Genomic DNA, 13,020 nt, shown 5'->3' with positions numbered 1-13,020 from the left:
CCAAAAAGCGTGCCAAGCCGCAACACGCAAGCAGCAGCCCTCTCCTCTACCATACGCCCTCTTCTCGCCCTCCCCTCGTCATGCCCGACTTGATCGGGCATCCATCTCCCGCACTTGAAATTTCAAAAAACCGCGAGAGGGATGGGCTTCGATGACCTTCATTCACCCGTCATTGCGAGCACCGAAGGTGCGCGGCAATCCAGAGCGGGCGACCATCACGCTGGATTGCTTCGCTACCGCTCGCAATGACGAAACGGGTGTGGCTCCAACATATCCGACCAGCCTCAGGGTACCCTAAAGCTGGGGACTACCCCCTATTTCCCCTTCACCGCGCGCACCGGCACCGGCACATTGCAAATATCCACACCGCCCGCCGGCACATTATAAAAACTGTCCCGCCGGTTCGCGCGTAGTTTCGCATAGTCGGCAAAACTCTTGCTGCCGGTGTTCATATATTCAAAGCGCGGACGGCTGGCGGCTGGCAGTTCGCTCGCGAGCCGCACCGACCTGATCGGCGTGCGCTCCTGCGGCGTTTCATAAAAACCCAGAGCGCCCGTCCCGCGCGGCAGGCTCGACAGCCATTCCATGCCCGAAATCACGCGCCCGACGACCGCTATATTGCGGTCAAGTTGGCGTGGCGCTTGACCGATGACGGTATAAAGCTCGGCACCCGTTCCGGTGTCTGGTGACGTGTTCCGGCCTACGCCGACTGCGCCATAGCAGTGCAGCGGCCAGATCATATGACCATCACTTGCAAACGGCCACCCTCTTTCAAATCCGGCAGCTTTCCCGTAAGAATCACCTGCGAGCGTGAGATCGTCAAATAGCGGTGCCGGTTGCGTTTTCTCTCCGACTGGCGTCGTATTTTGCAGCCTTGCGGAGACATAATTCTCCTCCGGCACCGTCACCAAATCTTTGGGCAGCGGCTTGGCCTTCGCCTTATCCTCGCCATCCGGGTCGCCCCATTGGGTCACATAATTATCCTGCACCCGCACAATCGCGGTGCCATCCCACCAATGGGCGGCGGCGAGCTTTTTGATATTGCCGACCCAGCCTTGGCTGAACGGCGCGGGCATCAGTTGAATGACGACACGGCGCGGCTTGCTCCCCACAGGCGTTGCAACGGGCGGCAAGTCCATCACCAGCAAATCATCCGGCGCAATTTCGACCCATTCGGCCTTGGACGCATTGTCCACAACATCGGCCGGCGTCGGCAATTTGGAGCGGTCCACTGCGCCATCATCGGCCGCATAAGCACTGCACGCCGCTAGCGTCATCGCCACCAGCCCGAACCCCAATTTGTCGCGTGTGCGAATCATAAAAATGCCTCCCGCTATAATTTTATTGCCTTTCCCATCCTGCGCACGCTTGCGCCGGAGCGCAAGGCAGGATAGGGGCTTGCGCTTCCTAACCGGGATATGCGGAGACGTGGCCGAGTGGTCGAAGGCGCTCGCCTGGAAAGTGAGTATACGGCAAAACCGTATCGAGGGTTCGAATCCCTCCGTCTCCGCCAGTTTTTTTGATAAGCGTGATTTCTGAACTGCTATGATCTTTGCGCCCGCCGCGCCCACCGCCAAAAGGTTGTAGCTGGACCGTGATTTCTGAACTGCTATGATGATCCGATTGTGAAGCGGTCGGGTCTGGTAGTTGCAGCTGGACCGTGATTTCTGAACTGCTATGATGCGTGGTGTCGTAATACATATCGCCCGGCTGTTGCAGCTGGACCGTGATTTCTGAACTGCTATGATGACCAAGTGGTCGTCTCATCTTACTCTGGCGTTGCAGCTGGACCGTGATTTCTGAACTGCTATGATGCGGCCTTTGGGCTGGTCTTCGGTCACGACGTTGCAGCTGGACCGTGATTTCTGAACTGCTATGATATGCGGCCCCGACGGCACACGTGGTTGGTTGTTGCAGCTGGACCGTGATTTCTGAACTGCTATGATTGCGGCCGTGCGTACAACGTGTCCGGCACCGTTGCAGCTGGACCGTGATTTCTGAACTGCTATGATTTGGGTTCGGAAATGCGCGGTAGCAATTTGGTTGCAGCTGGACCGTGATTTCTGAACTGCTATGATCTCATGTGATTTCTCCGGTTTAACTTTTGAGTTGCAGCTGGACCGTGATTTCTGAACTGCTATGATCGCAAAAACCGTCGACCTTGAGGTCCGCTTGTTGCAGCTGGACCGTGATTTCTGAACTGCTATGATAACCGTTCTGGACGATATGGACAATCGCCGGTTGCAGCTGGACCGTGATTTCTGAACTGCTATGATGTGCTGGGCGAAGTCGTCATCTATGTCGAGGTTGCAGCTGGACCGTGATTTCTGAACTGCTATGATCTTAGCGTCTTCAACATCCTCGGGACCTTTGTTGCAGCTGGACCGTGATTTCTGAACTGCTATGATATCACCGATATGCTGCCATCGCGCGGCGAGGTTGCAGCTGGACCGTGATTTCTGAACTGCTATGATGTTTCGCCATTGGGCAAGCGGTCATTGTTAGTTGCAGCTGGACCGTGATTTCTGAACTGCTATGATGCTGGCGTTCGACGGGAGATCGGCAGCGGCGTTGCAGCTGGACCGTGATTTCTGAACTGCTATGATGAAGCCAAAAGCGGCGACAAGTATGGCGATGTTGCAGCTGGACCGTGATTTCTGAACTGCTATGATATAGGACGCGCACAGATAATCGAGCGTTCCGTTGCAGCTGGACCGTGATTTCTGAACTGCTATGATCGAGATACTCGCGAGCTTTGGCTTCGTCGTGGTTGCAGCTGGACCGTGATTTCTGAACTGCTATGATTGTGGGCGTCTCCATTTCCGCGACGAGCGTGTTGCAGCTGGACCGTGATTTCTGAACTGCTATGATCGCTATTGGGACAAGGTGGATGCGGTGATGGTTGCAGCTGGACCGTGATTTCTGAACTGCTATGATCGATACGGCGTTAAATTATTGTAATTAATCAATTTAACACCGCATCGACTAGCAAAAATCCCGCGCGAATCGATCAAAATAGCGCGAGTTGGCCCGGGTTTTTGCGTTGGCGTTTTCGGGATTGGCCAGAAAAGCGGATGATATTTTCATATTGGCGGTCGGTAAATCCGAGGATGTGGACGTCGCCTTTTTCAGGCAGGTTTGCGCCGATGCGCCGGACATAGGTTTCATATTGCTCTTTGCCGGAACAAAAGCGTGCATAGATGGAAAACTGGCTCATTTCATAGCCCTCGTCCAGCAAAAATTCGCGGAATTTTGTGGCGGCGCGCGATTGTTCGCGCGTTGTCACCGGCAGATCGAACATGACCAAAATCCACATAAGCTGATATCCGCTATAATGCGCCGCCCCCTGCCCTTTCATCGCGTTTCACCGTCGGGGATGTGCCGCGCGATTCTTGCCCATGACAAGGGCGACGGCGGGGCGAACAAGGCGAGCGAAAGGTCGTTATTTTCAAAACTGGCGGCCAAGGATTGGGCGAGCCGTTGCGCGGCTACCGAAACGGGGGAGGAGGCGCCCTCAAGATCAAGGTCCGCGGCGATAATCGCGGTTAAGCGTGCCTTGCAATCGCTGTCCACGCTCGCAACCCCGTCCGCCTGCATTTGCCAAACCACCGCGTCCACCAACGGGCGGAAAGGCTCGACCAGATCGTCGGCGAGCGCGAAACTGTTGAGCCGATTGGCGTGATGGAGGCCGATGCTGGGATGCAAGCCCGACGCGACAACGGATCGCGCCACCATCGCCCGCATCACGGTATAACCATAGTTGAGCATCGCATTAACGCCCTCTGCCTGCCGGTCGCGGCGGAAGTCGGGACCGAAAAGCGCGGTCCAGTAACGGCGTGCAGCTTGCGCTTCGATATTGTCGGGGTCGCCGGAACGGACACGATCGGCCATCAGATATAAGGCTTGCGCTTCATCACGGCCATGCGCGTCGAGGAGGCTCGCCTGCATCCGCACTTTATGCGCAACAATCCGTTTCCACGCTTGCTTGAAAAAGGGGCGCGGTATGTCCCATTGCGCGCGCATCCGCGCATTTTGGGCGTGATGGCCGGACAGCGGCATCGTCACCGCGACAGGGGCATGGTTGGAACCGCACAGTATCATGATGGCCCCGCGTCCGGCCAATTCTACCACTAAATTGGTGGTCCAGCTTACGCGATGGGCATGGACGATGAGGGCCGCAATATCGTCGAGCGCGACGCGCCCCTGTTCTTGCCCGTCGCGGCTGACAAGAAGCAGCCCGCGATAGGCAGACAGATGGAGATTGTCGGTGGCAATATCGACAATACGGTCCAATTCTGGCCCCTTTCAAGGGGCGGAGTATCGCAGACTATGCCTAACCATTGGTTAATCCGGTAGTTTGGGCGTCAATCGCGCGGGCCGGGATCGAATATCTGGCCAAGCTCGTCGATGCGGACCTGACGAGCCTTCATTTTTTTGAGCGCATTTACGCCGGGGCCGTATAATTTGAACGGGTCATCCGGATCCTTGTCGCGTTGGGCCATGTTGCCGGTTTCGTTATGGTTTATCAGGAATATTTGCCCATTCTGTCCGAATTTCTGTACGCGGACGATTGAACGGATGCCCGGCTCTTTCTCGATGGCCAATATGTCATCCTGTTTGAGGCTCATAATCTTTTTGGCGGCAGGATGCGGGCGCTGTTCGACAAAATCATGGCGATGGAAATCATAGGTCGAAATCACATCATAAGTCCAACTGCCATCCGGCAAGCGCCAGACATTATAGCGTTCATTGGAATCGCCCTGATAGGCTTTATAGGGCCGCCCCTGCGCATCGCGAATTGCGATCACATGCAAAGGCTCGCGCACGCGGACGTGGCGGATGCCTTGATAATGTTCGGCCGTTTTAGAAAAATCGACCAAGGCCTTTTGGAATTCGCTCCCGCTTAGCCCTTGCGTGGCCTTGTAAAGCTCTTCTTGCAAAAGCTTGTCGGCGATCCGTTCCGGATTGGTCAGATCTTTGGGCTGGAGCGACATAAACGGAATCCGGTGGACAACAATCGGCGCGCCGCGGGCGTTGACCTTGCCGGTCAAGCCATAAGCGGTTTCATTGTGCAGGCGGCCCGACGTAACATCGCGATTTTTTTCCGGTTTGCCCTTGCGGCCATGGTCGGGCTTGAAACTGACGATAGTAGCGCGCAGCCGTTGTTGCAGGTCTTCGCGGAATGTCGGCCAAGGTTTGGCAAGGTCCGAAAACAGGCTGTCCAATTCCATCTTTTCTGCGGTCCCGGCTGCGGTCGCGATGCGTTGCAATAAAGACAGGTTTGTCAGCCCGATAATCGCCGCGTCAATCGCATGGTGGCGATGGTCGAGCCGGTTTTTGGGCGCATCACTATGTTCGTTTTCGACATAATTATGGTCGGGCAAAATCGAATTCAGCCCCCATAAGCGGCGCAGCATCGCGGTCATCCGCCCCGGCACAGCATAAACGCGGCGCGAGCCTTCCCCTTTTTCCGCGTAAAGGCTGCGCAAATATTGCGACGCCAAGCGGGCGAGATATTGGGTGTCATGCAGTTGGCGGGCCAAAAACCCATTCTCTGTTACGTGGCCGTCAACTTTGTTCACACGCTCCATCGCATCGGGGCCAAAGCGCCATTGTTTGGATTTGTGCATCCACGCGACCTGGTCCTGGATAATTTCCCAGCGTTCGCTATGGCTCCATTGTTCCCACGGGGTTTTCCGCCCTTTCTGGCGGTTGCAGTGGATGTGGCACACGGTTTTGTTGCTCGCTCCGTCATCGAGGCAGCGCGAATAGGGAATGATATGGTCTACATCTGCTGACCCGTTCATCAGCATTTCGGCGCTGATCTGCTCGCCGCAATAAGGGCAGCGGCGGTTGAGCGGATCGGACGGGTTTAACTCCTCCCATAAACGCATCAGCATCCGGTTGCCGCCGCTATCACGTTGTCCCATGCTTTCCAGATAGTCCGAACGCCGCCGCGCTGCTTCGGTATTGGCTTTGATCTTGCGATTGGCTTCGGCTTTCTGCTTTTCGTTAAGCTTCAATTCGCGGGCCAGTTCGACAAAAATAACGTCCGGGCGGCCATGTTTTTTGATGATTGCATTCACCACCCGGCGAAGCTGGTTCATCCCGATATGGACGGTGGGGTTAGTGATTTTGCCATATTGGCGCTCGTCATTGTCGCCATATTCCTCCTTGCCCGGCGCGATTTCGCGGGTGAGCACAGCGCCATAATAAGGCAGTTCATCATAGGCTTCGCCCGTGCGGAAATCGCTATGGTGGAAACCCGCCGCGAGCGCAGCCTTGTCATAGGTGATAACGCTTGCCTTGAGCTGGTCCAGCAACAAGCGTGTCGCGGTTTCACCGAACCGGCCATAGCCTTCGGGGAGCTTTGCGTTCGCCACAGCCTCGGCGGTGTTATCGTCGAGCGCATATTCGGCCTTGAGCCATGCCAGCAAGGCTTCGGGGGATTCTTCATTTTCGAGCTTGTCGATAATCCGCAACTGCTCGCCGAGCGGGAAGTCGCCCCAGCGTCCCGCGAAGCGTTTATTGTCCGCCATCACGGCATAGACTTCATTGCCGAGCAGGTCTTTCCTGTTTTCGCTTTCCTTGTTGAATCGTTCACCTTCGGCCAGTTTGATGGTTTTGCCGAGCGTGCTGAAACTCACTTTCTGCTTGGTGCGCAGCTTGTGAATGAGCGCATTGCGATCGTCAAAACTCAAGTCCCGCTCAGCCGCGCCTGCGGAAACAATGCGCAACTGGTTGACCTCTTCATAGAGCCGCCGTTCCTGAAAGAGCGGATGCGCTTTTGGCAGGCGCTTTTCGTCCGCCGGAACGCCGCCGGTCCCTGCAAAGGTGCAAAAGCCGACGACCTGCTCTTTCAACGGGCGCTGGTAAAAAATCACGCGATGGATAGCCGCGCGCGCTTCTTCGGTTAGCAGGTCCGGATGATAAGCGGCTTGCGCAGCCCAGATTTTTTCAAATTCTCCCTCATAATGGCGGCGGTCGGGATAAAAATCATAGCCCTCTGCATCTGGCCGCATCCGCACGCGCTTGCCCAAGCGCCCACCGGAGGCGCGGTCTCGTTTCAGCAAAAATTCACCGTACGTCCGCGCGCCCATTTCGTCCATCGCACTATCGAGCGCCTTGGAGCCGCTCGCAATCTTGCCACCCTCATTGTCTTTGGATTTACGGTCCGCCTTGCGGTTTGACTTGAAACCGCGGCGTTGGTTCAGATGGAATAGCGCGCGCCCGAATTCATAAGGCTCAAGCTTTTCATCGAGCGCCCGCACCCGCAATTCATACGGATCTTCTTTCTCCAAGGCTTTGGCATCGAGCAAAGCGGGCGGCATCAGATGGTAGCGCATCAACACGCGCAGCAAGGCGGAGCGACGGCCGATATAACGGTCACGGCGGCGGCGCATTGCGCGCGCATCGCGGCGGTCCACGGCCAGCGAAGCACCGGATTTCGGATCGCGGCCATCGGGAAAAATCCGGACACCGATGTCGATAATCCGTTTTGGGGTGTCCCCGTCCATTTCATACAAGCACCAGCCCAAAGAGTTGGTGCCAAGGTCCAGTCCCAAGGATGTTTTCATCTGATTCTCCCCCCACAATTGCTTACGTATCAAAATGTCACATTTCTGCAATTGACATTGTTGTCGGGTTGGGTCAGATTTGCCCTATTCAGAAATCGCGGTTCTGGTTGTTAACAAGCAATCTGAATTGCACCAAATAAGGCGGGGGCTACGGCCCCCGTTTTTTATTTTAGCGCGTTTTTGCGCGCGATTGCGGGGCTCGCAAGGCTAGCGCCTAACTCCCTCCCCGCCGACACCTCTCCTGTCCGCCTACCATATAACGCAGCTCTGCGGTTCGCGCGCGCCCTTCCTACTTTGACATTTTTGTTAACTTGTCCGGTCATTGATTTGACGCGAAATGCGCAAAATCCGTGGCATTTTTGTCGCAGGCGGAGAAATTTGGCGCACCTTCCTTTTCATATGCAGGTCACAAAGCTATGGTCCACCTTGTGATATTAGTCACAAACCATTGTGGGGGATCCTATGCGCGTAACAAAATTTCTTCTCCTCGCTTCAGCCGCTTCGCTGACTTTGGCCGGACCGGCGCTCGCCCAGAATAGCGGCGCTGCCGGAACGCAGACGGCAGACCCCGCCCCCGACGACGCGCCGCAAAACGCCGCAGCCGATACTTCCGCCGACGCAACCACCGATGATGGCGACGCGATTGTCGTGGTCGGATCGCAGATCAAAGGCAGCAAAATCACCGAAGCTCTCCCCGTCACCGTGGTTGGCAGCGAAGAAATTGCGAACACGGCCGCCGCTTCCGGCGACGAATTGTTCCGCTCCATACCGCAAATGGGCGATGTGAGTTTCAACAGCGCCTATCTGCCCAATAGCTCCAACTCGGCGCGCGGCGATGTGGGTTCGGTGAACCTGCGCAACCTTGGCGTCGGTAACACGCTGACCTTGCTCAATGGCCGCCGCGTGGTGTGGCACCCGACCAGCCGCGCGGACGATAATCTGGTGCCGGTCCTCACCTATAATACCAATGCGATTCCCGTATCGGGCGTCGAGCGGCTGGAAGTGCTGCGCGATGGTGCAGCGGCGATTTACGGGTCGGATGCGGTCGCAGGCGTGGTCAACACCGTGCTGCGCAAGGATTTTGAAGGCGGCGAAGTCTCGCTCCAATATGGTATGGCCGAAGGCACGCATCTTCACGAATTTAACGCCAACGCTATCCTTGGTCATAATTTCGGCGACGGGCGCGGCAATGTGACCCTGTTTGTCGATTATACCGACCGGTCGGCGCTCAAAGCTGCCGATCAGGACTATACGCGCTCGGCCAACAAGATGAACCTGTTCGAAGGCACAAGATTTGAAGGATCGACCGCGCTTGACGGACGCAGCACGATTACGCCTTGGGGCTCGTTCACCGCGACCGGCGGCGCGGTCGGTATCGGCACGCGCAACCTCACCAATGCGTCGGGGCAATTCCATATCCAGCCCGGCACCAATGCAGGCTGCCAGACCGGTCTTGCGGGCGGCATCTGCATTGACGATGGCACCAATACGGCGGTCGCCGACCGCAACCTGCGCTTTGACGCGCCCTATGCCTATAATACCGATGTGATGCCTGCGGTGCAGCGTTTGAACCTGTTCCTCACCAGCCGTTATGAAATAGCCGATGGCGTCGAATTGTTCGGTGAGGCCGGATATTATCGCGCCGAAACCGACAGCGTCCAGTCGCCGACCGGCACGCTGAGTTCCGGTCCGGTTGTTATTCCGGCGAGCAATTACTGGAACCCGTTCGGCGCTGCGACGCTGCCCAATGGTCAGCCCAACCCGAACCGGATTCCGGGATTGGTGCGCGGGCGCATCGTCAATGGCGTGTTCACCCCGACCGGCCCTGTGCCTGCCGCTGGCGTCCCGATTACATTGAGCAGCTATAATTTCGCCGATGTCGGCCCCAATCTGGTCAATGTGAAGAATGAGCAATTCCGTTTGCTCGGCGGCATCCGCTTTGAAGCAGCGGGTTTTGATTGGGAATCGGCGGTGGTTTATTCCGAAGCCACCGCGCGCGACCGGTCGGACGGGATTAGTGCGACCTTGCTGCAACGCCAGCTCGCGCTGTCAACGCCCGATGCCTATAACCCTTTTACCGGCGGCAATCTGCTCGACCCGTCAGGCGCTGATACGACCTTCAACAGCCAGGCGGCGATTGATGCGATCCGTATTGAAACCGTGCGCCGCTCCAAAACCTCGCTCGCTATGTGGGATATTAAGGGCAGCAAGGCGGACCTGTTTTCGCTTCCTGCGGGTGACGTAGGCCTTGCCATCGGCGGCGAAGTGCGCCGCGAAACCCAATTTGACGACCGTGATGCCCGGGTTGATGGCACCATCACCTTCACCGATGCCGTCACCGGCTTTGTCAATGGCAGCGACCTTGTCGGCTCCAGCCCCTCGCCCGACACACGCGGCAAGCGCACCGTCTTTGCCGCTTATGGCGAAGTTGCAATCCCTATCGTGTCGCCCGAAATGAATATTCCGCTCGTGCATCGCTTCGACCTGCAAGTGGCGGGCCGGTTCGAACATTATAGCGATGTGGGTTCGGTCGCGAAGCCAAAGGTTGCGGCGGCGTGGGATGTGATTGACGGCATCCGCTTGCGTGGCTCCTATTCCGAAGGCTTCAAGGCGCCGAACCTTGAACAGATTAACGCGACCTTGGTGACGCGCTCCAACACGCGCACCGATTATCTGCGTTGCGAAGCGCAACTGCGCCAACCGGCGACCCTCCCCGGCGGCGCGCCCAACCCGCTCCACATCACCGGTTTCAATAATTGTTCGCAAGGCTTTGCGACCACGGCGCAGCGGTCGGGCAACCCCGACCTCAAGCCCGAAACGTCGAAAAGCTGGACGGTCGGCGTGGTGCTGCAACCGCGCTTCCTTGAAGATAGCGTCGGCCGCGTCGTGTTCACCGCCGACTATTGGAACATCAAGCAAAAGGGCATTGTCGGCCTGTTCGGTGAAGGCAATGCGCTTATCAATGATTATTGGTTGCGCACGCAAGGATCGTCCGATCCCAATGTCATCCGCGCCGATCCGACCGCCGATGATATTGCTCTTTTCGAAGGCACCGGCCTCACGCCCGCTGGCCGTGTGCTTTATGTGAAGGACCAATATGTGAACCTTTTGCCGCAAGCGGCGTCGGGGATTGACTTCGGCCTGAGCTGGCGCACCCCGCAAACGGGGATTGGCCGGTTCAACCTGTCGGTCAATGTTGCGTATCTGAAGAAATTCTTCCTCGAACCCTCCGCGCCGATCAAGGCTTTGCTCGAAGCGCGCGAAAAGGGCGAGATTAATGCAGGCACCAATATTTTCGAACAGGGCGATCTTGTCCGGCGCAACGGCAAGCCCAAGTGGAAATGGAATGCCTCGCTCACCTGGGACATTGACGATCAGATGCAGGTTGGCGGCTATACGCAATATACCGGCTATGTCGAAGATACCGGGCTTCTCGACAGCGACGGTAATAATTGGCTGGTCGATGATACGCTGACGGGCAATCTTTATGTCCAGTTCAAGCCGACGGACAAATATCGTTTCCGCATCGGCGCGCGTAACATCACCAATAAAAAGCCGCCCTTGTCATCGGACGGTTATCTTGGCAGCCTCTATAATCCTTATGGCCGTTACTGGTATGCCAATGTCCGCGTCGGTTTCTAAGCGGTTCCTCGCACTGGGGCTGGCGGTTGCCCTCGCCGCCCCGGCTTTCACCCCGGCTGGCGCGCAAAGCGCAGCGCCTGCTGCCCCCGCAACCGTCACGACACGCGGGCCTAGCGGCGGCGACATTGTCGGCTATGGCCAGATCCACCATCCCGAAATCGGGCGCGGCGGCATGGTCGTGAGCCAGAACGAGATTGCCACGCGCGTTGGCGTGCAAATCCTGCGCGAAGGCGGCAATGCGGTGGACGCGGCGGTCGCCACCGGCTTTGCGCTCGCCGTCACTCTGCCGCGCGCAGGCAATGTCGGCGGCGGCGGCTATATGGTTGTCCATATGGCAGCCCAAGGCGGGAAGCCTGCCGAAACCATCGCCATCGACTATTATGGCCAAGCGCCCGCCGCAACCACGCCCGACCTGTTGCTAGACGATAAAGGCAAGTTTGACAGCGCCAAGGGCATGTCGATGAAGGGGGTTTCGATCCCCGGCACCGTTATGGGGCTGTGGGAAGCGCATCGCCGTTATGGCAAACTCAAATGGAGCAAGCTGGTCGCGCCCGCGATAGATTTGGCGCGCAAGGGTGTGCCGCTATCGGACGATGAAGCCGAAGCCCATGCCGACCAGAAAAAGCTGATGAGCGATGATGCCGCCGCGATGGCGATATTTTTCCGCCGCGATGGCACGCCTTGGCAAGCGGGCGATACCTTCCGGCAAACCGACCTTGCATGGACGCTCACCCAGATTGCGCGCAAAGGCCCGGACGGCTTTTACAAAGGGCCAGTTGCAGACCGCATCGTTGCGGGGATGAAGGCAGGCGGCGGGATTATCACCCATGAGGATCTGGCCAATTACCGCGCGATTATCACCCCGCCCATCTGGTCAAGCTATCGCGGCAACCGCATTGCCTATATGCCACCCACCGCGTCAGGGGTGACGGTCGCAGAAGCGATGAACATCCTCGAACGCTTCCCGATCAAGGAGATGCAATGGGGGAGCGCGGACACGCTCCACATTGTTGCCGAAGCGGTGAAAATCGCCTCGTCCGACCGGCGCTTTGTCGGGGGTCTGCCCGATTGGCGCACGCCTTCGTCCGGCCTTGCGAGCAAAGCCTATGCGGCTGAACGCGCAAAGCTCATCCGCAAGGATAAGGCGCTCGATGCGACCAAATTGCCGGACGGCAACCCCTATCCTTATGAAAGCAAGGACACGACCCATTATTCGGTCGCGGACCAATGGGGTAATGCGGTCGCCAATACCTATACGCTTTCGGCAAGCTATGGCGCGCATGTGGTTGCGCCCGGCACCGGTGTATTGCTCAACAATTCGCTCGGCAATCTGGCATGGACCAAGCGCGAGGGCGTGGACCAGCACGCCACCGCTCCGGTTCCGGGCAAGCGGGTTGGCTCCACCATTACGCCCCTCATCGTGTTCAAGGAGGATAAGCCGTGGATTATCTCGGGCACGCCGGGCGGCGGCTATATTATCGCGACGATGGTGCAGCTATTGTCGAACGTCATCGACCATGATCTCAACATTGCCGAAGCCGCCCAGCGCCCGCGCATCAACCAAGGCTGGGCCGATGCGCCGATCGAGCTGGAAACCGGATTTTCGCCGGACCTTATTCCGCTTCTCGAAAAGAAGGGCCATAAGGTCAAAGGGTCGAACACGATGGGCAGCATCCAGTCGATCATGGTCGAACGCCGCCCCGATGGTAGTGTGCGCTTTCTGGGCGCTGCCGACACGCGCCGCCCCGACGCGCTCGCCGAAGGGGTGAAATAGAGCTAAGAACAAAATAAACCGGCCCGT

6 protein-coding genes, 1 tRNA gene and 1 CRISPR repeat array are annotated in these 13,020 nt (G+C 57.5%); of the genes, 3 read left to right on the top strand and 4 right to left on the bottom strand.

The window, feature by feature from the left end; translation table 11 throughout:
- Positions 1–314 precede the first annotated feature (314 nt).
- Positions 315–1,319, bottom strand: coding sequence for a peptidylprolyl isomerase (locus DMP17_RS02105; RefSeq protein WP_337827430.1), 1,005 nt, complete (start codon positions 1,317–1,319; stop codon positions 315–317).
- A 103-nt stretch (positions 1,320–1,422) separates the two neighbouring features.
- Here DMP17_RS02105 and DMP17_RS02100 point away from each other — a divergent pair.
- Positions 1,423–1,513: transfer RNA gene (locus DMP17_RS02100), tRNA-Ser, on the top strand.
- 67 nt (positions 1,514–1,580) lie between these two features.
- Positions 1,581–2,937: a CRISPR direct-repeat array (repeat unit 36 nt; unit sequence GTTGCAGCTGGACCGTGATTTCTGAACTGCTATGAT).
- Between the two features lie 73 nt (positions 2,938–3,010).
- Here DMP17_RS02100 and cas2 read toward each other — a convergent pair.
- From cas2 to cas9, 3 genes are all read right to left on the bottom strand, one after another.
- Complete coding sequence (gene cas2, locus DMP17_RS02095) at positions 3,011–3,316, bottom strand: CRISPR-associated endonuclease Cas2 (RefSeq protein WP_337829749.1); 306 nt, start codon at positions 3,314–3,316, stop codon at positions 3,011–3,013.
- Between the two features lie 38 nt (positions 3,317–3,354).
- Positions 3,355–4,293, bottom strand: a complete 939-nt coding sequence (cas1, locus tag DMP17_RS02090) for a type II CRISPR-associated endonuclease Cas1 (RefSeq protein WP_337827429.1) — start codon at positions 4,291–4,293, stop codon at positions 3,355–3,357.
- A gap of 71 nt (positions 4,294–4,364) precedes the next feature.
- Positions 4,365–7,577 carry a type II CRISPR RNA-guided endonuclease Cas9 gene (gene cas9 / locus DMP17_RS02085; protein WP_337827428.1) on the bottom strand — a complete coding sequence of 1,071 codons (3,213 nt, stop codon included), beginning with the start codon at positions 7,575–7,577 and terminating at the stop codon, positions 4,365–4,367.
- 462 nt (positions 7,578–8,039) lie between these two features.
- Here cas9 and DMP17_RS02080 point away from each other — a divergent pair, with 462 nt between their 5' ends.
- Positions 8,040–11,219: a TonB-dependent receptor domain-containing protein gene (locus tag DMP17_RS02080; protein ID WP_337827427.1), complete on the top strand. Its 3,180-nt coding sequence runs from the start codon at positions 8,040–8,042 to the stop codon at positions 11,217–11,219.
- On the top strand, positions 11,200–12,993 hold the full coding sequence (gene ggt / locus DMP17_RS02075; RefSeq protein WP_337827426.1) for a gamma-glutamyltransferase: 1,794 nt from the start codon (positions 11,200–11,202) through the stop codon (positions 12,991–12,993). Before DMP17_RS02080 ends, ggt begins: the two co-directional genes overlap by 20 nt.
- Positions 12,994–13,020 lie beyond the last annotated feature (27 nt).

This window comes from Pseudonocardia sp. TMWB2A (assembly GCF_017312135.1).
The sequence above is the reverse complement of the archived record's forward strand: the minus strand, read 5'-3'. Positions and strand labels throughout refer to the sequence as shown.